This is a genomic window from Rhizobium rosettiformans (genome assembly GCF_016806065.1).
Classification (GTDB): Bacteria; Pseudomonadota; Alphaproteobacteria; order Rhizobiales; family Rhizobiaceae; genus Allorhizobium.
Window position 1 is genome coordinate 3,918,753 of sequence record NZ_CP032405.1, and the last position, 25,754, is coordinate 3,944,506.

At 62.0% G+C, this 25,754-nt stretch carries 20 protein-coding genes; 1 reads left to right on the forward strand and 19 read right to left on the reverse strand.

Annotated features, from left to right (window positions below):
* Nucleotides 1–28: 28 nt before the first annotated feature.
* Nucleotides 29–877: a GGDEF domain-containing protein gene (locus D4A92_RS19230; RefSeq protein WP_203016606.1), complete on the forward strand. Its 849-nt coding sequence runs from the start codon at nt 29–31 to the stop codon at nt 875–877.
* Nucleotides 878–879: 2 nt separating this feature from the next.
* On the opposite strand, the gene ligA is transcribed toward D4A92_RS19230, so the two are convergent.
* From ligA to D4A92_RS19325, 19 genes are all read right to left on the reverse strand, one after another.
* Nucleotides 880–3,036 (reverse strand): NAD-dependent DNA ligase LigA, encoded by a 2,157-nt coding sequence (ligA, locus tag D4A92_RS19235; protein WP_203016607.1) that lies wholly within the window; start codon nt 3,034–3,036, stop codon nt 880–882.
* Nucleotides 3,037–3,099: 63 nt separating this feature from the next.
* Nucleotides 3,100–3,912, reverse strand: coding sequence for an endonuclease/exonuclease/phosphatase family protein (locus tag D4A92_RS19240; RefSeq protein ID WP_203016608.1), 813 nt, complete (start codon nt 3,910–3,912; stop codon nt 3,100–3,102).
* 76 nt (nt 3,913–3,988) lie between these two features.
* A complete protein-coding gene (cls, locus tag D4A92_RS19245) occupies nt 3,989–5,437 on the reverse strand; it encodes a cardiolipin synthase (protein ID WP_203016609.1) in 1,449 nt (482 codons plus the stop codon).
* A 58-nt stretch (nt 5,438–5,495) separates the two neighbouring features.
* A complete protein-coding gene (gene recN, locus D4A92_RS19250; RefSeq protein WP_203016610.1) occupies nt 5,496–7,169 on the reverse strand; it encodes a DNA repair protein RecN in 1,674 nt (557 codons plus the stop codon).
* Between the two features lie 33 nt (nt 7,170–7,202).
* Complete coding sequence (locus D4A92_RS19255) at nt 7,203–8,009, reverse strand: outer membrane protein assembly factor BamD (RefSeq protein ID WP_425959331.1); 807 nt, start codon at nt 8,007–8,009, stop codon at nt 7,203–7,205.
* A 279-nt stretch (nt 8,010–8,288) separates the two neighbouring features.
* The gene (gene lpxC, locus D4A92_RS19260; protein WP_203016612.1) at nt 8,289–9,245 is read right to left on the reverse strand and encodes a UDP-3-O-acyl-N-acetylglucosamine deacetylase; all 957 of its coding nucleotides are present in this window, start codon (nt 9,243–9,245) and stop codon (nt 8,289–8,291) included.
* A gap of 260 nt (nt 9,246–9,505) precedes the next feature.
* On the reverse strand, nt 9,506–11,257 hold the full coding sequence (gene ftsZ / locus D4A92_RS19265) for a cell division protein FtsZ (RefSeq protein WP_203016614.1): 1,752 nt from the start codon (nt 11,255–11,257) through the stop codon (nt 9,506–9,508).
* Nucleotides 11,258–11,353: 96 nt separating this feature from the next.
* Nucleotides 11,354–12,685 carry a cell division protein FtsA gene (gene ftsA / locus D4A92_RS19270; RefSeq protein ID WP_203016616.1) on the reverse strand — a complete coding sequence of 444 codons (1,332 nt, stop codon included), beginning with the start codon at nt 12,683–12,685 and terminating at the stop codon, nt 11,354–11,356.
* A complete protein-coding gene (locus tag D4A92_RS19275) occupies nt 12,682–13,614 on the reverse strand; it encodes a cell division protein FtsQ/DivIB (RefSeq protein ID WP_425959303.1) in 933 nt (310 codons plus the stop codon). Before D4A92_RS19275 ends, ftsA begins: the two co-directional genes overlap by 4 nt.
* A complete protein-coding gene (locus D4A92_RS19280; protein ID WP_203016618.1) occupies nt 13,602–14,528 on the reverse strand; it encodes a D-alanine--D-alanine ligase in 927 nt (308 codons plus the stop codon). Before D4A92_RS19280 ends, D4A92_RS19275 begins: the two co-directional genes overlap by 13 nt.
* 205 nt (nt 14,529–14,733) lie before the next feature.
* The gene (locus tag D4A92_RS19285; RefSeq protein ID WP_203016620.1) at nt 14,734–15,588 is read right to left on the reverse strand and encodes a GGDEF domain-containing protein; all 855 of its coding nucleotides are present in this window, start codon (nt 15,586–15,588) and stop codon (nt 14,734–14,736) included.
* A 68-nt stretch (nt 15,589–15,656) separates the two neighbouring features.
* On the reverse strand, nt 15,657–16,631 hold the full coding sequence (gene murB, locus D4A92_RS19290; protein ID WP_203016622.1) for a UDP-N-acetylmuramate dehydrogenase: 975 nt from the start codon (nt 16,629–16,631) through the stop codon (nt 15,657–15,659).
* The gene (murC, locus tag D4A92_RS19295; RefSeq protein ID WP_203016624.1) at nt 16,632–18,044 is read right to left on the reverse strand and encodes a UDP-N-acetylmuramate--L-alanine ligase; all 1,413 of its coding nucleotides are present in this window, start codon (nt 18,042–18,044) and stop codon (nt 16,632–16,634) included.
* The gene (murG, locus tag D4A92_RS19300; RefSeq protein WP_203016626.1) at nt 18,041–19,162 is read right to left on the reverse strand and encodes an undecaprenyldiphospho-muramoylpentapeptide beta-N-acetylglucosaminyltransferase; all 1,122 of its coding nucleotides are present in this window, start codon (nt 19,160–19,162) and stop codon (nt 18,041–18,043) included. The genes murC and murG overlap by 4 nt, the downstream gene beginning before the upstream one ends.
* Before the next feature lie 6 nt (nt 19,163–19,168).
* Nucleotides 19,169–20,323: a putative lipid II flippase FtsW gene (gene ftsW / locus D4A92_RS19305; RefSeq protein ID WP_203016628.1), complete on the reverse strand. Its 1,155-nt coding sequence runs from the start codon at nt 20,321–20,323 to the stop codon at nt 19,169–19,171.
* A gap of 1 nt (nt 20,324) precedes the next feature.
* Entirely contained in the window at nt 20,325–21,734 is a 1,410-nt protein-coding gene (murD, locus tag D4A92_RS19310; protein WP_203016630.1) for a UDP-N-acetylmuramoyl-L-alanine--D-glutamate ligase, read from the reverse strand.
* Between the two features lie 7 nt (nt 21,735–21,741).
* Nucleotides 21,742–22,842: a phospho-N-acetylmuramoyl-pentapeptide-transferase gene (gene mraY / locus D4A92_RS19315; protein ID WP_203016632.1), complete on the reverse strand. Its 1,101-nt coding sequence runs from the start codon at nt 22,840–22,842 to the stop codon at nt 21,742–21,744.
* A 24-nt stretch (nt 22,843–22,866) separates the two neighbouring features.
* Nucleotides 22,867–24,300 carry a UDP-N-acetylmuramoylalanyl-D-glutamyl-2,6-diaminopimelate--D-alanyl-D-alanine ligase gene (locus D4A92_RS19320; RefSeq protein WP_203016635.1) on the reverse strand — a complete coding sequence of 478 codons (1,434 nt, stop codon included), beginning with the start codon at nt 24,298–24,300 and terminating at the stop codon, nt 22,867–22,869.
* A complete protein-coding gene (locus tag D4A92_RS19325; RefSeq protein WP_203016636.1) occupies nt 24,297–25,751 on the reverse strand; it encodes a UDP-N-acetylmuramoyl-L-alanyl-D-glutamate--2,6-diaminopimelate ligase in 1,455 nt (484 codons plus the stop codon). Before D4A92_RS19325 ends, D4A92_RS19320 begins: the two co-directional genes overlap by 4 nt.
* Nucleotides 25,752–25,754: the final 3 nt, after the last annotated feature.

The window sequence follows — 25,754 nt, forward strand, 5'->3', positions numbered from 1 at the left end:
TTCAAGTCTTTCTGTGTGGTCAAAATCTATGTTGAAGCAACGGATTGAAGCGTGGGTCATCCGCGATATTGGGCTCACAGAATTCGACAACTGGGATGCGGTGATCCGCTTTGCGACCAGACTGTCGATCCGTAATTCGATCATCGCCTGCTTCATGGTCGCAGGCATCTTGCTTGTCCTGCATACCTTCGATGTCTTGCTCAACCCGTTGTTGCGCGATCTAGCAATCGGCTGCGGCATCGCCATGATTGTATCCTTCGTCCTGACGATGCTCTGCTCGCTCTACATGGGTTATGCGGTCATCCACCTCGCCAGAACCAGGCTCGAATTCCGCCAGTTGAGCCGCACCGACATGCTGTCGGGCCTGCTCAACCGCCGCGCCTTCATCGACGATCTCTCTCAGGTTGAGCGCGGGCATTTGCTGATCCTGGACATCGACCGTTTCAAGCAGATCAATGATCGCTATGGCCATCTGGCCGGGGACGACGTGATTGTCTCGGTGGCGAGAACGCTCTGCGAGATCACCGGACCCGCCCATCTCGTCGCGCGGATCGGCGGAGAAGAGTTCGCCATCCTCTTTCGGGATGCCGAGTTTGCCGATGTCATCGCGATGGCGGAAAAGCTACGGCGAACCATTGCCAACCGTCTGGTCGAGTCCGTCCACCAGTCGATCGCCGTTACCATATCCGGCGGCTTGGCCGACATCACGCCGCTTCGCGATTTCACGGCCGTCTACGCCGCAGCCGATCAGGCGCTTTATCTCGCGAAGTCGTCCGGCCGCAACAGGATCGTGCTCGAACGCGACCTGCCGCGCACGCCCCATCAGCCGGAACCCGTTCGCCTCGACCTTGCGGAAACAGCAATTACCGCAGCCTGACCTCAGCCCCCGATCAGCGTCAGCCATTCGTCTTCGGTCATCACCTGGACGCCGAGTTCACGTGCCTTGTCGAGCTTGGAGCCGGCACCCGGACCCGCCACCACATAGTCTGTCTTTTTCGATACGGAGCCCGCGACCTTTGCCCCGAGCCCTTCGGCCCGTGCCTTGGCCTCGTCCCGCGTGAAGCGCTCCAGCGATCCGGTGAAGACGACGGTCTTGCCAGCCACAGGACTGTTGCTTGCGACCGGCGCCTCTGCGTCCAGTGGCGTCACTTCGCTCAACAGGCGTTGGACGACTTCGAGATTGCGCGGCTCCTTGAAAAATTCGACGATCGAGGCTGCGACGACCTCGCCGATCCCCTCAATGCTGTTCAATTCGCTCCACGCATCGCCGAACTTTGGCGCTGCCGCCTGCATGGCTTCCGCAAAGGCCGCATAGCTGCCGTAGGACCGCGCCAGGAGCTTGGCCGTCGTCTCGCCGACATGGCGGATGCCAAGCGCAAAGATCAAACGGTGGAGCGCGATCTCGCGCCGCGCATCGATCGCCTCGAACAGCTTGCGCACACTGATACGACCAAAGCCTTCGATATTCTCGAGCTTGGTCAGCGATTGGTCCTGCCGCGCCTTCAGCGTGAAGATGTCGGGCGCGGTGCGGATCATCAGCGCCGGATCGTCGCTCTCGAAGAAGAAGTCGACCTGCTTGGTCCCGAGCCCTTCGATGTCGAAGGCATTGCGTGACACAAAATGCTTGATGTGTTCCACGGCCTGGGCCCGGCAGACGAAACCGCCGGTGCAGCGCGTAACCGAATCGAGCTTGCCCGTCTTTTCGTTCTTCTCCCGCACCGCATGGCTGCCACAAACCGGGCAGGTCTTCGGGAAAACATACGGCGCCGAGTCCTCTGGCCGCTTCTCCAGGACCACGTCGAGCACCTGCGGGATGACGTCGCCAGCGCGCTGGACGATCACCGTGTCACCGATGCGGATATCGTGGTCGTCAGGCCGGATGCGGTCGCCGGAATTGCCGATGCCCCTGATGTAGTCCTCGTTGTGCAGCGTCGCATTGGTGACGACCACGCCGCCGACGGTGATCGGCGTGAGACGCGCAACCGGCGTCAGCGCCCCCGTGCGGCCGACCTGGATGTCGATGGCTTCAACCGTGGTGAAAGCCTGCTCGGCCGGGAACTTGTGCGCCGTCGCCCAGCGCGGCGACCGGGACCGGAAACCGAGGCGTGCCTGAAGATCGAGCCGGTCGACCTTGTAGACGACACCGTCGATGTCATAGTCGAGATCAGGCCGCTGCAGCCCGATCTCATGGTAATGGTCGAGGATCGCCGAAACCGAGGTCAGACGTTGGGTGAGCGGGTTGATCGGGAAGCCCCAGCGGCCGAAAACCTGCACCATCTCCCATTGCGTTTCCGCCGGCATCTGGCTCATCTCGCCCCAGGCATAGGCAAAAAAGCGCAGCTTGCGGTTCGCCGTCACCTTCGGATCGAGCTGGCGCAGCGAGCCGGAAGCCGTGTTGCGCGGATTGACGTAGGTCTGCTTGCCCTCAGCCTCCATCTGCGCGTTGAGCGCCAGGAAGTCGGACTTCGCCATATAGACTTCGCCGCGCACCTCGACCACGTCAGGGGCATCGGCCGGAAGCTCGGTTGGGATTTCCTTGATCGTGCGGATGTTCGCCGTGACATTCTCACCCGTCGTACCGTCGCCGCGGGTCGCGGCCGTGACCAGCCTGCGGTTTTCGTAACGCAGCGACATCGACAGTCCGTCGATCTTGGGCTCGGCCGTGAAGGCGATGGAATCGTCCGGCAGCTGGCCAAGGAAGCGATAGACCGAGGATACGAAGTCCTGGACGTCCTCATCCGAAAAGGTGTTGTCGAGCGACAGCATCGGGCGGGCGTGAACGACCTGCGCGAAGATACCGGCTGGGGCCGCGCCGACGCGCTGGGAGGGACTGTCGGTGCGCACCAGCTCCGGAAACTGCGCTTCGATCGCATCATTGCGCAGCTTCAGCGCATCATAATCCGCGTCCGAGATCTCCGGCTTGTCCTTGCCGTGGTAAAGCGCGTCGTGATGGGCGATTTCGGTTGCCAGCCGCTGCAGTTCGGCCTTCGCCTGGTCCTCGGTCAAGGTCTCGACAGGAATGGTCTCAACAGCCATGGCAACCTCCGCATTTCGTCAGTCGGGTTTAGCGGAAAATCGGCGAATGAAAAGAGCGTGCGCTCACTCCTCCACCTTGCTGAGATCAAGCCTTGCCGTCAGCGGCAGATGATCGGAAGCAAGGCGTGCAAGCGGCGTATCATGCGCCGTCAGATCGGCGATCAGACCGGACCGGTTCGCCATGATCCGGTCGAGAGAAAGAACAGGCATACGAGCCGGAAAACTCGGGACAGGTGGCGGCAGAGGTCCGAAAACCGGCTCCAGCCGTGTGAGCGCGGAGCCGGGGCCCAGCCGCCACTCGTTGAAATCCCCCATCAAGAGCGTGGCCCGCTCGGCGCGGTTCTGCAAGAGATCGAGAATGACATCCGCCTGCTGGCGGCGCGCCCAGCGCAACAAGCCGAGATGCGCGGCAATGACCCGAAGACCTGCCCGGCCTTCAATGTCGATTTCGGCCACCAGAGCGCCCCGCGGCTCGAGCCCGGGCAGTGCCACCTGATGCACGTCCCGCACAATCCCTTCGCGAAACAGCAGGACATTGCCCCGCCATCCATGCGACTTCGGCCCGGTTAAAACCGGTACCGGCAAAAGGCCAGTCTCCAACCGCAGCCGGTTGAGATCGAGAAGCCCGGAGCGCTCGCCGAAACGCTGGTCCGCCTCCTGCAGCGCGATCACGTCGGGGCCGATTTCCCGGATAACGTCGATGATCCGTTCGGGATCGAACTTGCCGTCCGTGCCGACGCATTTGTGCACATTGTAGGAGGCGACCGTCAGCGCACCGTCGACCTGTGTCTTGACCATCCCCTCGGCCGGACGCCATCTGCGATTTCGGATGGAGGTCACCATCGTGCGGGCGAGGCTAGGTTTGGTCTTCTTCATCACACCTGTAGCATCCGTCGTCGGTTGGGCCGGTGGCCGGTTGCGGTTGAGGCCGCGCTGAAAACGCCCGCCCCGATTAAAGATAGGGCGATCCGAGCCAGAACAAGCGATCAATCATCCGATTGGGCAGAGATCGTGCCCTGAGTGTATCGAGCGTGACCTGTCTCGCGCTGGACAGACTGCGGTCGATCCGGTCTTCGATCTGCGCGGCAAGACCGCGGTCATAGACTTCGAGATCGATCTCGAAATTCAATCGAAGCGAGCGCGAATCGAGATTGGACGAGCCGATGAAGCACCATTGCCGGTCGATGACCATGAGCTTCGAATGATCGAAGGCACCTGTCGACAGATGCACGCGGCAGCCTTCCCGCAGGATCTGGTCGAACTGCCCCATCATTGCACGCGCAACGATCGCCAGATTGTTCTGCGACGGCACGATCACGTCCACCTGAACGCCCCGACGCGCAGCGGTGTTCAGCGCCGCAATGAAGGTCGTATCGGGCAGAAAGTAGGGTGAGACGATGCGGATCGACCGTTCGGCCACGGAAAACGCGCCGAGCAAGAGCCGGTGATTCGTCTCGATACGGGTGTCCGGCCCGGATACCACCGCACGCACAGCCGTCCCTGCCCCAGCCACGGCGTCATCGAGCCGGACGCCCCATTCCGGCCCGAGCAGCACCTCGCCGGTCTCGAAGTGCCAGTCCTCGGCGGCAACCGCCAAGATATCGGCGACAACAGGTCCGGTGGCACGAAAATGGGTGTCGCGCGCGCCATCCGGCCCGGTAAAGCCCGCACGGATATTCATGCCGCCGACAAAAGCGGTGGTCCCGTCCGTCACCAGGATTTTCCGGTGCGTGCGCAGATTGGCGTAAGGCAGCCGCAGCCCCATGATGACCTGCCCGTTGAAGACGGCGACCGGGACGCCCCCCTCTTCGAGATAGCCGATAATGCTGGGGACGCTGTAGCGGGCCCCGACGGCGTCGACGATCACCCGGACGGCGACACCCCGCTGATGCGCGGCGATCAGGCAGTCGGCCACGCGCCGGCCGACCACATCGCGATCGAAGATATAGGTTTCGAGGATGATGCTGTGTTGCGCGGCATCGATTGCCTGGCACATGGCATCGAAGGTCTCCTCACCGGAAGAGAGCATTTCGATCCGGTTACCCGACGACAGAGGATGCCGAGTTACCCTGTCGCCGAGCAGTTTCATCGGTCCGAATCGGTCGCCGAACTGGGCAGCCACGGTTTCGCGGTCGATGCTGTAGAGCGAGAGACTGCGCCAGATCTCGTCGAGCTCAAGCGCGCGTCGCGAAATCAGCGTTGCGCGACGGATGCGGTTGATCCCAGCGACCGCGTAGATCATGGCTCCCACCAGCGGCGACAGGATGATGATGCCGACCCAGCCCAGCGCCGAGCGCACCTCGCGTTTCGTCATCGCGGCATGGGTGGCCGCCACCGTGCCGAAAACGACGGACAGAACGGCAAGGGTCTCGGCCCAGTAGGTCTGGATCAGGTCCATCATGATGCGGCAAGGAAACAGGTTTCAGGGTGGAAGGCAACCACGGCCGGATGGATGTGGCTCACTCGCCGGCGGCAAGCAGTTTGGCGGCTGCCGCACGCGCCTCATCGGTGACGGAAGCGCCCGCAAGCATGCGCGCGATCTCTTCCTTGCGATGCTCCGGCTCCATGATGGCAACCCGGGTCGCGATCTTGTCCCCCACATCACCCGTCGGTCCCTTGGAGATGAGGAAATGCGCCGACGCGCGAGCTGCAACCTGCGGCGCGTGAGTGACGGACAGCACCTGAACCTTGGCCGAGAGGCGCTTCAGCCGCTGACCGATGGCATCGGCCACCGCACCGCCGACACCCGTGTCGATCTCGTCGAACACGAGCGTGGGCGCGGACCCTCGATCCGCAAGCGCCACCTTGAGTGCCAGCAGGAAGCGGGACAACTCGCCACCCGAAGCCACCTTCATGATCGGGCCAGGTCGCGTGCCGGGATTGGTCTGAACGTGGAATTCGACCGTGTCGATGCCATCGACGGTCGCATTCTCGGCGTCCGCTGAAACCTCGACCATGAAACGCGCCCGCTCCAGCTTCAAGGCCGGCAGTTCCTGCATGACGGCATCGGCGAGCGCCTGGGCGGCGTTCTGCCGTTTGCCGGACAGCTGCAGCGCTAGGTGGTCGTAATGCGCCCGGGTCTCGACGACGGCTGCCTCCAGCTGTCCAAGCCGCTCTTCGCCGGCATCGAGATCGGCAAGATCGGCCACCATCTTTTCGGCAAGCGCCGGGAGATCTGCGACGGGGACCGAGTATTTCCGGCCTGCCGCACGAAGCGCAAACAGTCGCTCCTCGACCCGCTCTAGCTCGCGCGGATCGAACTCGGTGCGGCGCAAGGCAGCTTCCACCTCCATCTGCGCGGCAGACAGGGTGTCGAGAGCCGTGCCAAGCAGCTGTACGGTCTCTTCCAGCAGTCCGGGAGCCTCATGGCTCTTGCGTTCCAGTCGGCGCATCAGGGATGCAATATGCGGCACTGGCGACGCATTGCCATTGAGGAATTCTGAAGCTTCAGCGATGTCACCGGCGATGCGTTCGGATTTTTGCATGGCGGAACGTCGCTCGGCGAGCTCATCCTCCTCACCATCAAGCGGTGAAAGGCCCTCCAACTCCTCGACGGAGGCCCGCAGATAATCGGCTTCGCGTGCGGCCGCCTCGACCTTCGCCTTGTGGGTCTTGTAGGCCCGCTCGGCCTCCCGCCAGCGGCGATAGCTTTCCCCGAGATCCAGCGCTTCGTCGGTCAGCCCGGCAAAGGCGTCGAGCAGCATGCGGTGGGCATTGGTATCGATCAGCGCACGATCGTCGTGCTGGCCATGGATCTCGACCAGCAACTGGCCAACCTGGCGCATCAGCTGCACGCTGACGGGCTGATCATTGATATAGGCCCGGGTGCGGCCATCGGCGGATTGCACGCGACGGAAGATCAGATCGCCGTCATCGTCAACGCCATTGCCCTTCAAAAGCGTACGGGCCGGATGGCTGCCGCCGACATCGAACACGGCCGTGACCTGCCCCTTGTCCTCGCCATGGCGGACCAGCGAGCCATCGCCCCGGCCACCAAGGGCCAGCGACAGGCTGTCGAGAAGGATGGATTTGCCGGCCCCGGTTTCGCCGGTCAGCACGGATAGGCCGGTCTCGAAGGCAAGATCCAGCCGCTCGATCAGAACGATATCGCGGATCGACAGCTGGACCAGCATAGGCTCAGTTTCTCACTTCGTGACTTAAGACCGTCAGGTCCCGATCAGCAGCCTGCGACCGGCGCGGGTGATCCACGAACCGGAATTCTCACGCGGTTCAAGACCGCCTCTCTGCAGCAGCGCATAGCTGTCGGCATACCACTGGCTGTCGGGATAGTTGTGACCGAGCACAGCCGCTGCAGCCTGGGCCTCCGAGACGACGCCCATCGCGTAGTAGGACTCGACCAGACGCGCCAGAGCCTCTTCGATCTGGTTGGTGTTCGGATACTGCTCGACAACGACGCGGAAGCGCGAGACGGCTGCGAGGTACTCCTTACGCTCCAGATAGTAGCGTCCGACCTGCATTTCCTTGCCGGCGAGCTGGTCACGCGCGAAGCGGATCTTCGCCTGTGCGTCATCGACATACTCCGAATCGGGGAAGTCGTTGACGACGCGCTCCATCGCTTCGATCGTCTTGACCGAGTTGCGCTGGTCCTGCGTGACGTTTGAAATCTGCTTCCAGTATGCCAGACCGACGAGATACTGCGCGTAAGCGGCATCCTCGGACTTCGGATACAGGTTCATATAGCGGTTGCCGGTCGCGATCGCGTCGGCATAGCGGCCGAGGCGATACTTCGTGAAGGTGCTCATCACGAGCGCCTTGCGCGACCACTCCGAGAACGGGTTCTGCGCATCGACCGCGTCGAACTTGCGGGACGCCTCGGCCATATTGCCGGCCTTGATGTTGGCAAGGCCCTGATTATAGAGCACTTCCGGCGGCTCGGTCTCGGCGGCGAGCTTGCTGATGTCGATATCCGGGTCGCTCTGGCAGCCCGCGAGCACGGCACCGAAAGACAACATGACGCTCAGGCCCGCAATACGCACGGCATTCTTCACAACGACCGATCCCACTTGATTCATTCGAAAGATCCCGATTGCAGCGCCGCTTGAAAACCGTCGCCTTCAACTGGCGTTTCTAGCCACAAAAGCGGCACTAGGGCAACGCAGTGATGCGACTTTAACGCATTTTTGTGGCAGGGCACCCAGAAAGTGCCATTCTGCCCTTATCCTTTTCTGCTCAGCAAAACGCCGGCCTTCTTGAAGAAGCCGGCGCTGAACTTTGCCTGATCTGTCTTGTACTTACGCCGACCAGGGCGCAAATTCCGAAACCTGAACCGGAACGAATTCCCGGGCGCGGACCTGATGGCTGCGGCTCGGTGCTTCGACGACCTCATAGGCGGTCGGGTCGCTGAGCAGCGCCTTCAGCGCATTCGCATTCATCTTGTGACCGCCGCGATAGGAGCGGTAGCAACCGATGAACTGCGCACCGGCGAGCGCCAGATCGCCGACGGCGTCGAGCGTCTTGTGACGGACGAACTCGTCCTTTTCGTAACGCAAGCCTTCGACATTGATCACGGTATCGTCGTCCGAGATGACGACGGAATTTTCAAGCGAAGAGCCAAGAGCAAAGCCAGCAGCCCAGAGGCGCTCGACATCGCGCATGAAGCCAAAGGTGCGTGCGCGCGACAATTCGGTCTTGAAGGTTTCAGCCGTCAGGTCGCCTTCCCACTTCTGCCGGCCGATCAGCTTGCTGTCGAAATCGATTTCGACCTCGAAGCGCGTGCCGTCATAGGGGCGGAACTCGGACCAGGAACCACCGGCCTCGATGCGAACCGGCTTGGTGACGCGGATGTAACGGCGCTTGACGCCGAGATTGGTGATACCGACCTGTTCGATCGCATCGATGAAGACTTCCGAACTGCCATCCATGATCGGCATTTCGGCGCCATCGACTTCGACGACGACATTGTCCAGACCGAGCGCATAAAATGCGGCCATGACGTGTTCGATCGTGGCGACGGAACGCGCCGGATTGGTGCCGAGCACGGTGCAGAGATCGGTGTTGCCGACATGTGCAGACACTGCGCGATATTCGCTAGTCGAACCGTCGTCATGCTGGCGCACAAAGACGACACCGGTTCCTGCTTCCGCTGGCTGGAGAGTGATGGAGACCTCGCGGCCGGAATGAACCCCGATACCCGTCAGCGTGAGAGGCGCTGCGATCGTGGTTTGAAATCCGAGCAAAGCAATTGCCATTCCGATAGCCTTAAAATGAAGCGACGAGGCGGTGGATCTTGTGTTCCCGTCGCAATCTCTTGTCGAAGGGCCATAAGACCCTGTTTCTGATCACATACATACGTGTGACCGGGACGTGAGCCAAATCACTGATTCTTTCGCTTTGTAACGAAGCCAACCCCTTGATTATCATCAAGAATTCGACGTCTCGTAACAGAGCGTGAAACGCAAGAAACCCGGGCCTCTCGACCCGGGTCTCCAAAGCTGAGTCTCGACTTCCCTTAGCTCGTCTGGCGACGCAGGAAGGCAGGAATTTCAAGCTGATCGTCTTCGCTGGTGGCACGGGCCGGCGTGGCACGGCCGTGATCGTCGAGCTGGCCACGACGCGGAGCGTAGAGGCTGGCTTCGGCCGACAGCGGACGACGCTGCTGCGATGCAGCGGCCGGAGCCGAACCGGTCATGTCACCCATGACAGGCTCTTCGTCAGCCTGGCGACCGAGCGAATTGGTGATTCGCTTCAAGAGCCCCATCGGTCCGCGCTCGTCCTGGGCAGCGGGTGCTGCCGGCTGGGCGCGATGATCGATCTCGGCACGCAGCACCGGCGGGAAGTCTTCCACCTTCGGCATACGAACGGGCTCAGCAGCTGCCATGCGCGGCTCTGCCATGACAGGTGCCGGAGCGACCGGCGCCTGCATGACAGGTGCGGGCTGCTGCATCACCGGAGCCGGCTGGCTCATGATTGGCGCAGGCGCGACCGGCTGCATCATCTGCGGAGCCGGAGCAGCTTCCGGAGCCGGCGAAGCGAACAGACGGCTTGCCGGACGGAATTCCTGCTGCGGAGCAGGCTGCGGCTGGCTCATCACCGGCTGGCGGGCGGTTGCGATTTCGAGTTCGCGTTCCATTGCGGCTTCAGCCGAACGGATGGTGTCTGCGACCGGATCCATGGTCGGCTTGGGGGCCTGCGTCATTGCAGGCTGATATGCGGCCGGTGCCGGAGCAACGGCCGCGGAGGGACGCATAGCGGGCTTTGCGAGCGGAGCGGCTTCGAAGCCCTTGGAGGCAAGTGCTGCACGGTCGATGCCGGTGGCAACGACAGACACGCGGATGATGCCTTCGAGCGCTTCGTCGAAGGTGGCGCCCAAGATGATATTGGCGTCCGGGTCGACTTCTTCGCGAATACGGGTCGCAGCTTCGTCGACTTCGAAGAGGGTCAGATCACGACCGCCAGTGATGGAGATCAGGAGGCCCTGGGCGCCCTTCATCGAGGTTTCGTCGAGCAGCGGGTTTGCGATGGCAGCTTCTGCAGCCTGCATCGCACGGCCTTCGCCCGAAGCTTCGCCGGTACCCATCATGGCGCGACCCATTTCGCGCATCACGGAGCGAACGTCCGCGAAGTCGAGGTTGATCAGGCCTTCCTTGACCATCAGGTCGGTGATGCAGGCAACGCCGGAATACAGAACCTGGTCGGCCATCGCGAAGGCGTCGGCAAAGGTGGTGCGATCGTTGGCGATGCGGAACAGGTTCTGGTTCGGGATGACGATCAGCGTGTCGACCGACTTCTGCAGTTCCTCGATGCCCTGCTCGGCAAGCCGCATGCGGCGCGCACCTTCGAAGTGGAACGGCTTGGTAACGACACCAACGGTCAGGATACCCTTGTTGCGGGCAGCCTGGGCGACGACCGGAGCAGCACCGGTACCGGTACCACCGCCCATGCCAGCGGTGACGAAGCACATGTGGGTACCATTGAGATGGTCGATGATCTCGTCGATGCATTCTTCAGCGGCAGCGCGACCGACTTCCGGCTGGGAGCCGGCGCCGAGGCCTTCCGTGACATTGACGCCGAGCTGGATGATGCGCTCGGCCTTGGTCATGGTCAGCGCCTGGGCATCCGTGTTGGCAACGACGAAATCGACGCCCTGCAGACCAGCGGTGATCATGTTGTTGACGGCATTGCCGCCACCGCCACCGACACCGAAGACGGTGATGCGGGGCTTCAGCTCAGTAATATCTGGCTTCTGCAGCTTGATGGTCATGGTACCCGTTCCTTCTTTTTCCGGCCGCATCGCCAAGCCGGCCATGTCATTTCAACAGATTTCCCTTGGCCGAACCTTGTGTCCGACCGGGTAAACTCAAAAACTCTCTTTCAGCCATTGGCCCATGCGGGCGAAGCGGCTGTTTCCGTTGCCGAAGGGCGAGAACAACCCGCCCTGCCCGGCATGTGTTTCCTGATCCGCCATCTGCGGATAGATCGTCAGCCCGACGGCCGTCGAAAAGGCCGGTCCCTTGGCTGCCGCCGGCAGACCCGAGACACCCATCGGACGACCGATACGCACGTTCCGGGCCAGAATGCGGCGGGCCGCTTCCGGCATACCCGTGAGCTGGCAGGCACCACCGGTCAGAACCACGCGCTTGCCAACCACCGGCGAGAAGCCCGACTTCTGGATCCGGTCGCGCAGCATTTCGAGGGTCTCCTCGATCCGCGCGCTGATGATCCGAGTCAGAAGCGCCTTCGACACCTGCGTCGGCTGATCGCGATCGTCCTCGCCGATCGGCGGAACGGACACGACCTCACGATCGTCGGCGCCGTTGGCGACAGCCGAACCGTGAACGACCTTCAGACGTTCTGCATCCTCGATACGGGTCGAAAGCCCGCGCGCCAGATCGGTCGTCACATGGTGACCACCAATCCCGATGGCGTCCGTATGGATCAGCTTGCCTTCGGCGAAGACAGAGATGGTGGTCATGCCACCGCCCATGTCGATCGCCGCGCAACCGAGCTCCACCTCGTCGTCGACCAAGGCTGCAAGGCCGCTGGCATAAGGCGTGGCAACCACACCTTCGACGGTCAGATGGGCGCGGTTGATGCAGAGCTCCAGATTGCGAAGCGCTGCACGTTCGGCCGTGACCACATGCATGTCGACGCCGAGAACGTCGCCATACATTCCAAGGGGATCACGGATTCCCCGCTCTCCGTCAAGAGAAAAGCCTGTCGGCAGCGAATGCAGCACGGCGCGGTCACTGCCCTGGGACTGCTGTCCGGCCGCAATCAAAACCTTGCGCAGGTCACCGGATTCGACTTCCTGACCACCGAGATCGATGGAGGCGGTATAGACATCAGAGCCGATACGGCCGGCCGATACGTTGACGATCAGGCTCTCGACGGTGAGGCCCGCCATGCGTTCGGCAGCATCGACGGCAAGGCGCACGACATTTTCTACAGCATCCAGATCGGCGATCACACCCGACTTGATGCCATGCGAGCGCTGGTGACCAAGACCGATAACCTCGACATTGTGCGTGCGACCCGGCAGGACAGCCGACTCGCGGCGCGGCGTCAGGCGAGCGATGATGCAAACCACCTTGGTCGAGCCGATGTCGAGCACCGAAACGACATGTGCGCGCTTCGACGAGAGCGGCTTGGTGCGCGGAAAACCAAAGGAAGAGCCACCGAAGATGCTCATATCTTCCGCTCCAATTTCTTGAGGGCCTTGCGACGCTCTTCGAGTGCTGCCGTACGGCGCTCCTGCGCACCGGCAGTCAGGCGAATGGCGACACGATCCGGCAGACGGAGATCGACGACCGCGACGTCACGCGAAAGGACCTGCTGCTCTCCGTCGAAACGGTTAAGCAGAGCGAGAGCACCCGGCACATTTTCTTCCGGAAGACGAACGACAATGCCGTTCTCCATGTGAACGTCCCAGCGGCGACCGCCGACACGCACAAAGGCCTTCACCCGCGAGGCAATCGACGGCCACTTTGAAAACTCCTCATCGATGGCCGCAGCTGCGGTCTCGGCATCGCGCCCAACGAAGAGCGGAAGCGAGGCGAATTTGTTGTCGCGAAGGGGCGCAATGACCGAACCGGACCGCTCGATCAGCGAAAGGTCACTGCCATGCTGCCAGATACCGTAGGCCTGACGCTCGCGCAGAACCACTTCGACGGTCGACGGATAAACCTTGCGAACCTCTGCCGATTCGACCCATGGCAGCTCGGAGAGCGCCTTGCGGGCCGTAGCAATATCGAGACCAAGCAGGCTGGTCGAGCCATCAAGCCCGAGCAACTGCAGAATATCGATCTCCGACGTATGCTGATTGCCGGAGACGCGAACATCTTCGACAGCAAACCCGGCCGATGCCGTTACCTTTTGCACCACAACGGGACCATGACCACCGACGACCACGCCATGCAGACTGACCAAACCATAGAAAGTCGCAAGACTGACCTTCCCGAGATGGCGCGGGAGCGCGATACGGCCCGAGCACAAGGCAAGGACAAAGCGCACCAGGCGGCGCAGCGGACGCGGCAGCACCTTCGCCTCACCCGAGGCAGTCGGCGCAGCCGGATAAGCTCCGGACTCACCCACCAATTTGTTGCCGCTCAACGAGAACAAGAAGCGTCCTCCACCATCCAACGTACAAATTCACCAAAGCTGTAGCCCGCAAGGGCAGCCATTTCCGGCAGCAACGAGGTGGGGGTCATGCCCGGCTGGTTATTGAGCTCCAGCCAAATCAGATCACCATCCTCGGAGAAGCGATCGTCGTAGCGGAAGTCGGACCGACTCACTCCGCGACACCCGAGCGCCTGATGTGCCTTCAGCGCTAATGATTGTATTTTTTGGTAAATTTTCGGTGAAATTTGCGCAGGAAGCACGTGCTCCGAACCACCCGCCGCATACTTGGAGTCGTAATCGTAGAAGCTGTTGCCGAGCGGCACGATCTCGGTCACGCCGAGCACCTTGCCATCCATCACACCGCACGTCAGTTCCCGACCCGCGACATAACGTTCGACCATCACGAGATCGCCGTAACGCCATTCGCTCGACGTCAGGATCTGCGGCGGGTGCGCCATGTCCTCACGGACGATAACGACGCCGAAGCTCGAACCCTCACGAACCGGCTTGACGACATAGGGCGGCGCCATTGGATGCGCATTGCCGACGTCGAAGCGGTTGATGACCATGGCTTCGGCGACAGGAATACCGGCCTGGGCGGCCACGATCTTCGCCTGCTTCTTGTCCATGGCTAGCGCCGAAGCAAGCACGCCGGAATGGGTATAGGGGATTTCGAGATATTCAAGCACGCCCTGAATGGTGCCATCTTCGCCATAGGGACCATGCAGCGCATTGAAGGCGACATCCGGCTTCAGATCCTCAAGGACACGACCGATATCGCGACCGACATCGACGCGCGTGACCTTGAAGCCCTCACCTTCGAGAGCCGAAGCGCAGGCGTCACCAGAGGACAAGCTCACAGGCCGCTCGGAGGACAATCCACCCATCAAAACCGCGACATGCTTGCCACTCATCTACGCCTCGCAAAATCTAAAATTCGACCGGCAATCGCACCGACTGCTCCGGCTTTGTCAGATCAGTTGAACAACATTAAGGTTAATGAACCGTTTACTTTCGTTAACTTGCTCGCGAAAGCGCCTGCCCTGCAAGCCAAACAAAGACTTGAGGTTATGGCAAGAAGCCGATGAAAATACTGTAGAAGTTAACGGATGATCCGGATCATGCGCTCAATCGGCCGAGCTCGATGCCAACTTGACCGTCGTCAGGAATGGATGCGCTGAGAGGCATTCCCGGGAGCTCTTTTGCATGCACGATTCGATTCCGACCGCTGGCCTTGGCGAGATAAAGGGCGCGGTCGGCCCCTGAAAAAAGCTCGCTGAAGCCGAGCTCGGCCACGCCTTCGGCAACCCCGGCAGATACCGAAATCGAAACGGGCCGCCCTGAGATTTCAAGACGCATCCCTTCCACAGATGCGCGGATCGCTTCTGCGATCTCCATCGCCTGCTCCGTCCCCTGCGCGGTCAAGAGCACGGCAAACTCCTCGCCGCCGATCCGGGCTATGGCCTCATCCGGGCCGAGCACATTCGTCAGGCAGTTCGCCGTTTCCACGATAACGTCGTCGCCGGCTTTGTGACCGAGAGTGTCATTGACCGACTTGAAACGATCGATATCGAGCAGGATCAGAGCCACCGGCCCACGCGCGGCCTCGAACGCGTCGAGGAATGCCCGGCGGTTCATCAGACCGGACAGCATGTCGGTTCGACTCAACGTCTCGAAACGCTGGCGCGATACGCCAAGGTCATAGATCGCAAGGCCGACAACCGAATAGGCGATCACGGCGACAATGAAGGAGACGGGCGGCGTCAGCATGGTCGCGACGACAAGCGCCGGCCCCAGAGGATAAGGCAGCAGCCCGAGACCGACGAGAATGAAGTGACTGATGACATTGAGGCCGTAGGCAAACACTGCGATCTTAGCTGCCATGGCCATAGCCTTCCACAGCACCGCCTGCCGCGAGGAAAACTCGCCAAGCGTGAGCTGCCGGATTACCCAGACATGCACCAGATCAAACATGAAGCTCCCCGAACCTCCGGGGAGCCTAATCGAGCGACGTTAAAACTTCGTAGGAAAAGGGCGCAGTATCAGGCCTCGACAACACCCATGAACGGCTTCACCTCGCGGCCGGGCATGAAGATGCCGAGGCGCTTGATTTCCCATTCGAGCTTGATGCCTGAGGTCTCGAAAACCCGCTGACGCACGGTCTCGCCCAGGTATTCGAGATCGTAGCCCGTCGCATGGCCGACATTGATCATGAAATTGCAATGGAGCGACGACATCTGCGCCCCGCCGATCATCAGACCGCGGCAGCCTGCCTCGTCGATCAACTCCCAGGCGGAATGCCCCTCCGGGTTCTTGAACGTCGAGCCACCGGTCTTTTCCTTGACCGGCTGCACCGTCTCACGATGGTGACGGACCGCGTCCATGTCGGCGCGGATCTTCGCCTTCTCTTCCGGATAGCCTTCGAAAAGCGCACTGGTAAAGATCAGACCGTCCGGTGCTGCCGAGTGGCGATAGCTGTAGCCCATGTCGGCATTCGACAGGACGTGGACATTGCCCTTGCGATCGACGGCCTCGACCTCGATCAACCTGCCGGCCGTGTCACCGCCATTGGCGCCCGCATTCATGCGGATCGCACCACCGATCGAACCGGGAATGCCGTAGTAGAAGTGGAATCCGCCGATATTGTTGTCCATCGCCATGGCGGCAATGTGCTTGTCCGGGCAGATCGCGCCGGCTCGAATCCGATTTTCGCCCGCAAGCTCCACCTGACCGAACCCCTTGGCAGACAGACGGATGACCACACCGGGGATCCCGCCGTCACGCACGAGCAGGTTCGATCCGACGCCGACGACCGTCAGCGGCACTTCTTCCGGCAGAAGCTTCAGGAAACTGGTGAGGTCCTCGACGTCATGCGGCTGGAACATCAGCTCCGCGAGCCCGCCTGCCTGGAACCAGGTGACCCGGTCCATCGGCGCATCAGGCGTCAGCCGCCCCTTGAGATCATTAACTTCAGGGCCGAGCGACGCCAGAAGCTTTTCCCCATCCACCTGTTTCATTCAAGACTTTCCCGCAATTGCATCTAGTTCCGTCGGCAAGGCAGCAGCCCACTGGGTAATGTTGCCAGCCCCCAACAGGACCACGAAATCACCCGGTTGTGCAATGCCCGCGACGAGAGAGGCGAGTTGATCCGGCGCGGCTAAGTAGCGCGCATCGCGATGACCGCCGGATTTTATGCGCGACACCAGCACCTCCGAATCGATCCCCTCGATCGGATCTTCGCCCGCAGCGTAAACCGGCGAGAGGAAGATCGTGTCCGCATCGTTGAAGCAGTTGGCGAAGTCGTCGAAAAGGCTGGCGAGGCGTGAAAAGCGATGAGGCTGATGCACCGCGATGATTCGCCCCTGACAGGCTTCGCGCGCCGCTCTGAGCACAGCCTTGATCTCCACCGGGTGATGGCCGTAGTCATCGAAGACCTGCACGCCATTGGACTGCCCGGTCAACGTGAAGCGCCGCTTGACGCCACCGAAGCCGGCAAGCCCCTTGCGAATCCCCTCTTCCGAAATGTCGAGCCGGTTCGCGACAGCGATTGCGGCGCAGGCATTGGAGATATTGTGCCGCCCGGGCATTGGCAGCACCAGATCCTTGAAGGTGAAGACGCGCCCCGTTCGGCGACGGCGGATCTCAACGTCGAAAATCGAGCGCGTGCCATCGAGGCGCACATTCGAGAAGCGCACGTCGGCCTGCGGGTTCTCGCCATAGGTGATGACTTTGCGGTCCTCGATCTTGCTGACCAGCGCCTGCACTTCCGGATGGTCGAGGCACATCACACCGAAACCATAGAACGGCACATTCTCGACGAACTGGCGGAAAGCCGCTCGCGCATTGTCGAAGGTACCGTAATGGTCGAGATGTTCAGGGTCGATATTGGTAACAACAGCGACATCAGCCGGAAGCTTCAGGAACGTGCCGTCGGATTCGTCCGCCTCGACCACCATCCATTCGCCCTCGCCCATGCGGGCATTGGTGCCATAGGCATTGATGATGCCGCCATTGATGACGGTCGGGTCGAGATTGCCGGCTTCGAGGAGAGCGGCAACCATCGAGGTGGTCGTCGTCTTGCCATGCGTGCCGCCGATCGCGATCGCATTGCGGAAGCGCATGAGCTCGGCGAGCATCTCGGCGCGCCGCACGATCGGCAGGAGCTTCTCACGCGCGGCGATCAGTTCCGGGTTGTTCTTCTTGATCGCGGTCGAGACAACAACGACTTCGGCGTCACCGAGGTTCTCGGCTTTGTGACCGACAAAGACTTCGATGCCCTTGGCGCGCAACCGCTGGACATTGGCGCTCTCGGCCTGGTCTGACCCTTGCACCTTGTGTCCGAGATTGTGCAGCACCTCGGCGATACCGCTCATCCCGATGCCGCCGATCCCGATGAAATGGACGAGGCCGATGGTTTTCGGCATTTTCATTGTGTGGCTCCCTTCGACTGGGCAATGCCCTTGCCGGCGGCAATAGCCTCTACGAGGTCTGCGAGCAAGCCGGCAGCATCGGGCTTGCCCGTGCTTTTCGCAGCGGCTGCCATGGTTGCGAGCCGCTCCGGCCCTTCGATCGCTGTCGTCAGAAGGTCGGCAATGCGCTCTGCGGAGAGATCCGCCTGGGCAATCACCTGCGCCCCGCCCTGCGCCGCGAGTGCTGCGGCATTCGCCGCCTGGTCGTGGTCCAGTGCATGCGGATAGGGCACGAGCAGGCTCGGGCGACCGATCACCGCGAGTTCGGAGACCGTCGAAGCGCCGGAGCGGCAGATCACGAGATGGGCGGCTGCCAGCCGCTCCGCCATGTCGGTAAAGAATGGTGCCACATCGGCGCGAATGCCGAGCGTCGCATAGCTGTCGATCACCTTCTGGCGGTCTTCCGGCCGCGCCTGCTGGGTTACCACGAGCCGCTGACGCAGCGCATCGGGCAGAAGCCGGATGGCGCCGGGAATTGCGTCGGAGAAGAACTGAGCGCCCTGGCTTCCACCGAAGACCACGAGGTTGAAGGCTTCGGCGGCGCCGGACGCCACATAGGGCTGGGCTGCGGCCACGATGACGGCCGGCCTGACCGGATTGCCGGTCAGCACCATCTTGGCCTTGTGTTCGCCGTCGGGCGACAGAAAACCACCCGCGATTGCCCGTACCCGTGACGCGAGCAGCTTGTTCGCCCGTCCCATGACGGCATTCTGCTCATGCACCGCTGTCGGCACACCAAGACCGGCGGCCGCGAAAAGCGGCGGAACGGTCGGATAGCCACCAAAGCCGATGACGGCCTTCGGCTTCAGACGGGAAACAAGTGCCCGCGCCTCGCGATAACCACGCCACAGCGAAAGAAACGCCTTGACTACGGCGACCGGGTTCTTTGAGCCGATCGTCGCTGACGAAACGGTGTGAATCTCATCAGCCGGGAAGCTCCCGGCAAAGCGTTCGGCACGCCGGTCGGTCACCAGATGCACGCCATAGCCCCGCGCTTTCAATTCATGCGCCAGCGCCTCGGCCGGAAAGAGATGTCCGCCGGTGCCACCGGCGGCGAGCAGGACGATACCTTTGGTCATACGCAATTACTCCGCGGGTACGCCCGCAACCGAACGGAACAGGCTGCGCTCCTGGGCGCGCTTTTCCGGACGGCGGCGGGTCAGCGCCAGGATGAAGCCGGCCGTGACACAGATCGCCGTCATCGACGATCCGCCATAGGAGATGAGCGGCAGCGTCATGCCCTTGGCCGGCAGAAGTTCGAGATTGACACCGATATTGATCATCGACTGAACGCCGAGCAGCAGCACGAGACCGGACACGGCGAGACGGTTGAAGTCGTTGCGCTCCTTGTAGGCATGGCTGAGGCCGCGCAGGACAAGGAAGGCGAAGATCGCGACGAGCACCATGCAGAAGACGATGCCGAATTCTTCGGCCGCGACCGAGAAAATGAAGTCGGTATGGCTGTCGGGAATGATGCGCTTGACGATACCCTCGCCCGGCCCCTGGCCGAACCAGTCGCCGCGAATGATGGCCTCGCGGGCGGTATCGACCTGGAAGGTGTCCCCCTCGCCGGTCAGGAACCGGTCGATTCGGCCGGCAACGTGCGGCAGGGTCATATAGGCCCCGAAGAAGCCAGCACCGCCGAGCGCGCCGAGGACCACGATCCACAGCCAGGGCATGCCGGCCATGAAGAACATCGCGCCCCAGACGCTGCCGATCAGGATGGTCTGACCGAGGTCAGGCTGGGCAATCAGGAGGGCGGCCGCGATGCCAAACAGCAGGATGGCAAAGAGATTGCCTGGAATTTCAGGCTGGCGGGCATGTTCGGCGAACAACCAGGCGCAGATCACGACGAAGGCCGGCTTCATGAATTCCGAAGGCTGGATCGACATGGAGCCCAAAGACAGCCAGCGCCGTCCGCCCTTGACCTCGAGACCGATGAAAAGCACCAGCACCATCATGATCAGCGAGGCTGCCAGAATCAGCATGGCCATGCGACGGACCTGACGCGGCGACAGAAAGGACAGGCCGATCATCACCCCGAGTGCCGGCAGCATGAAAAAGGCGTGGCGCTTGACGAAGTGGAAGCTGTCGAGATTAAGGCGTTCTGCAACCGCCGGTGAGGCCGCAAAAGAGAGCATCAGCCCGATCCCCATCAGGAGAACGAAGGTGATCAGGAACAGACGGTCGATCGTCCAGAACCAGTCTGCGACCGGCCCTCTCTCTACGCGGCTTACCATCTCAATTGCCTCCTGTCGGCAGGTCGATCAGCATCGTCACTCCGTCCAGATCTGCGACATGCGCAACAAAGGCGTCGCCGCGGACCTCGAAATTCTTGTACTGGTCGAAGCTTGCGCAAGCCGGTGAAAGCATCACGGCCGAAGCTTCGCCATCCCGATCGGCATCATCAGCGGCATGCGCCACGGCGCGCTCCAGGTGGTCCGAGATCTCGTAAGCCACGCGGTCGCCGAGCTGCGCTGCAAAGGCCGAAGCAGCCTCGCCGATCAGATAGGCCTTCACGATGCGCGGGAAGAGTGGTGCGAGGCTTGCGATACCACCTTCCTTGGGCAGGCCACCGGCAATCCAGTAGATCCGCTCGTAGCTGGAAAGGGCTGGCGCTGCGGCCTCGGCATTGGTCGCCTTGCTGTCGTTGACGAAAACGACGTCGCCGCGACGCGCCACCGGCTGCATGCGATGCTTGAGGCCGGGAAAGCTCTGCAGGCCCTTGCGGATCTCGGCTTCGGAGACGCCGACCGCAAGGCAAGCCGCGACCGCGGCACAGGCGTTCTGCGCATTGTGGCTGCCGCGCAGCGTCTGGATCCCGTCGAGATCGACCAGAGGCGCCGACGCTCCGTTCTCGGCCCGCATGATGCACGAACCCTCGGCATAGAGGCCGTCGGCGAGCGGCTGCCGCTTCGAGATCCTGGTGACCTTGGTCCCGGCGCGTTCGACACGATCGCCGATCAGCTCGCAGTGGCTGTCGTCGGTGCCGATGATCGCGGTCTTGGCACCGGCGACCAGCCGTTCCTTCACATCGGCATAGTGCTGCATCGTACCGTGACGATCGAGATGATCGGGCGTCAGGTTGAGCAGGATGCCGGCGGTGGGATTGAGCGTCGGGGCAAGATCAATCTGATAGGACGAGCACTCGACGACGAAGAAGCGGCCATCCCGGGGCGAATCGAGCGTCAGCACGGCACGGCCGATATTGCCGCCAAGCTGCGTGTCGCGACCGCTGGCCTGTAGAATATGGGCAATCAGCGCCGTCGTGGTGGACTTGCCGTTCGTACCAGTGATCGCGATAAACGGGCAATCCGGCGCCATTGCACGACGTTCGCGCACGAAGATCTCGACATCGCCGATGATCTCCACGCCAGCATTTCGGGCAAAACCGACCGTCCAGTGCGGCTTCGGATGCGTGAGCGGGACGCCGGGCGAAAGCACAAAGGATGCGACCAACGACCAGTCGATCTCGCGCAAGTCCCGGGTCGGTACGCCTTCGGCTTCTGCCCGCGCAACGCTGTCGGGATTGTCGTCCCAGGCAATCACATTTGCGCCGCCGGCCTGAAGCGCCTTTGCGGTCGCAAGCCCCGAACCGCCGAGCCCGAACAGCGCGACGGTCTTGCCCTTGAAGGTGTTGGCCGCGATCATCGCCGCCTCACCGCAGCTTCAGGGTGGAGAGGCCGAGCATGGCAAGGCCAACCGCGATGATCCAGAACCGGATGACCACTTGGCTTTCGGTCCAGCCGAGCTTTTCGAAATGATGGTGGATCGGCGCCATGAGGAAGACGCGCCTGCCGGTAAGCTTGAAGTAACCGACCTGGATGATGACCGAAAGCGTCTCCATGACGAAGAGACCGCCGATGATCGCCATGACGATCTCGTGCTTGGTGGCAACAGCCACCGAGCCGATCAGGCCACCGAGGGCGAGCGAACCCGTATCACCCATGAAAATGGCAGCCGGCGGCGCGTTAAACCAGAGGAAGCCAAGGCCGGCCCCGATCACGGCGCCCAACACCACTGCGAGCTCGCCCGTACCCGGCGTGAAATTGATCTGGAGATAGTTGGAAAACACCGCATTGCCGGCGAGATAGGCGATCACGCCGAAGGAGGCCGCTGCGATCATCACAGGCACGATGGCAAGCCCATCAAGGCCGTCCGTCAGGTTGACCGCATTGCCGGCACCGACGATGACGAAGCCACCGAAGAGCACGAAAAAGATGCCGAGATCGATCAGGAAGTCCTTGAAGAAGGGGAAGGCGATCGAGGAGCCGAAGGTCGAGCCTTGCGGCCCGGAACTCAGCGCTGTCGACATCATGAAATAGACGGCGATGCCGGCGATCAGGAATTCGATCCCGAGACGCGCCTTGCCGGAGAAGCCCTTCTCCGTCTGCTTGGTCACCTTGAGGTAGTCGTCATAAAAGCCGATGGCACCAAAACCGAGCGTCACCAGCAGCGTCGCGACGACGTAGACATTGGAGAGATCGGCCCAGAGCAGCGACGACACCACGATACCAGCGAGGATCATCAAGCCGCCCATCGTCGGCGTTCCCGCCTTCTTGAAATGGGTTTGCGGTCCGTCGGCGCGGATCGGCTGTCCCTTGCCCTGGCGCAAGCGCAAAGACGAGATGATGGCCGGGCCGAACAGGAAAACCACCAGCGCCGAGGTGAAGAGAGCAGCCCCGGTGCGGAAGGTGATGTAACGGAAGAGATTGAAAAACTGAAGGTTATCCGCCAGTTCCACAAGCCAGATCAGCATTGGAGCCCTTTCCAAAAGCCCGGATTAAAAGTGGCGCTCCGTGTCGGTGAATGCCGGATGCTTGTCAAGCAGAGCCGAAACGATCTTGCCGAAACCGATGCCGAGAGAAGATTTGACCATCACGACATCGCCCGCGCGGACCTCGGCGGTAACGAAATTCACGAGCTCCTCCGTGGTCTCGAGATAGACGACGTGAACCGTTTCCGGCAGGGCGTCGCGCAGCGCCACCATTTCCGGGCCCGCGAGCCAGACATGTTCGATACCGGCCGCCAGGAGAGGGCCAGCGAGCTCGGCATGAACGCTGGGGGCAAAATCACCCATTTCCAACATGTCGCCGAGCACGGCGATCCGCCGCCCCTCGCCCGTCGGCTGGGCCGATGCAAGCACGGCGATCGCCGCGCGCATCGAGGCCGGATTGGCATTATAGCTTTCGTCGATCAGCGTCAGGATGCCATCGGGCATCTGCAGACGGTGGCGTTCACCGCGCCCCTTGACGGGAGCGAGATTCGCCAGGGCGTCGATTGCGGCATCAATATCTGCGCCGACCAGTGAGACGGCTGCAAGAACCGCCATGGCATTCTCGGCAAGATGCCGCCCCGGCGCGCCGATCGTCACTTCGCGCGTCTCGCCACCGAAGGAGACCCAGACGGTGGAAAGCTCGGCAGCGCCATCGAATTCCGCCAAACGGAACTCCGCCTTGGCGTGCTGACCGAAACTGTGGATGTTTTCGATACCCTGGGCGAGTGCCGCCTGCTCGAGGCGTTCGTAATAGGGATTGTCGCGGTTGAGGATCGCATCGCCACCATTGACGACGCCCTCGAAGATCTCGGCCTTGGCGTCCGCGATCTCGTCGACGCTGGCGAAATTGCCGAGATGTGCCGGTGCGATCGTCGTGATGACCGCCACATCGGGACGCACCATCCGCGACAGTGGCCCGAGCTCGCCGGAATGATTCATGCCCAGCTCGAACACGCCGTAACGGGTGTCGATAGGCATGCGGGCGAGCGTCAGCGGCACGCCCCAATGGTTGTTGAAGGAGGCGACGGACGCATGCACCTTGCCGGACGGCGCAAGTGTTGCGCGCAGCATCTCCTTGGTGGTCGTCTTGCCGACGGAGCCGGTGACCGCAATGACCGTCGCAGGCGTGCGGTCGCGGGCGGCCATGCCGAGCTTCTGCAGGCCGACGAGAACGTCTTCGACGACGATCATCGGGATTGTCAGCCGACCGAGCGCCGGCAATTTGGCCTCGCTGACAACGAGCAGGGCAGCCCCGTTGGCGATGGCAATGCTGGCATAGTTGTGACCATCGACGCGGTCGCCCTTGATGGCGAAGAAAGCTTCGCCGGGGGTAATCGTCCGACTGTCGATCGAAATGCCGGTGACACCTTCCGGCAGATTGCCAAAGGGTCTGCCGCCCATGGCGACGACCATTTCACGCGCGGTCCAGAGCAGGGTCAACGGTCAAACTCCTCCAAGGCTTTGCGGACTTCCTGATGGTCCGAAAACGGATGCGTCTCGGCTCCGACCGTCTGTCCTTCCTCATGCCCCTTGCCCGCAACGATCAGCGTGTCCCCGGTCGACATCATCGCGACACCCGCCCGGATGGCCTGGGCACGGTCGCCGATCTCGATACCCTTGGGCGTTGCCGCCATGATCTCGGAACGGATGGTCGCCGGCACTTCGGAGCGCGGATTGTCGTCTGTGACGATGGTGATGTCTGCGAGCCGCGAGGCGATCTCGCCCATGATCGGTCGCTTGCCCTTGTCGCGGTCTCCGCCACAGCCGAACACGACGATCACACGACCAGTCGTGAAAGGGCGAACCGAAGTCAGCACGTTTTCAAGGGCTTCCGGCTTGTGCGCGTAGTCGACATAGGCGAGCGCACCGGCCTTGGTCTGGCCGACCAGCTCGAGGCGGCCGGAGGCACCCTTCAGATGTTCCAGCGCCTTCAACGCCACGGCCGGTGAAACGCCGGTGGAGATTGCAAGGCCGGCGGACACAAGCGCATTGGCGATCTGGAAATCGCCGGCGAGCGGAATGTGAACCTCATAGATGTCACCGCCATGATGCACTTCGGCGACCTGCTTGTGGCGGAAATGCTCGACCCGCTTGAGACTGAGGAAATCACCCTTGCGGCCGACGGTTCGCACTTCGTGGCCGCAGGCGTTGGCGGCCCGGATCGCTTCGTCCGACCAGGCGTCGTCTGCAAAGATCACCGCAGGCGCGCCCTTCGGCAGCAGCGTATCGAAGAGCCGCATCTTCGCCGCCATGTAATCTTCCATGGTCGGATGATAGTCCATGTGGTCGCGGCCGAGATTGGTAAAGCCGGCAGCCGACAGGGCGACGCCGTCGAGTCGGCTCTGGTCAAGGCCATGGCTGGAGGCTTCCATCGCAGCATGGGTGACGCCCTCATCGGCAAGTTCGCCAAGAAGCGTGTGAAGGGCCAGCGGATCAGGCGTGGTCAGCGAACCGTAATCGTTGCGCTTCGGCGAAATTACGCCCGTCGTTCCGATCTGGGCGGCGGCTTGGCCGGCTTCGGCCCAGATCTGGCGGGTAAACGAGGCAACGGAAGTCTTTCCTGCGGTGCCGGTCACCGCAACCATGGTCTTCGGCTGGCGCCCGACGAGGCGGGCTGCTGCAAGCGCAAGGAAGCGACGCGGGTGATCGACGATGACGACCGGTACAGTCGCGTCGAGCGCATGCGATGCCACGACAGCAACAGCGCCCTTCTCAACCGCCTGGGCGACATAGGCCGAACCATCTGCCTTAGAACCCGACAGGGCAAAGAACACGGTGCCCGGTTCGACCCTGCGGCTATCGGCGGAAAGTCCGCGAACCTCGACGTCTGCAGCGCCACTGGCTGCCACCTGTTCCCCAAACTCCTCGCCAGCCAGTCCACCCAAAAGCATTTT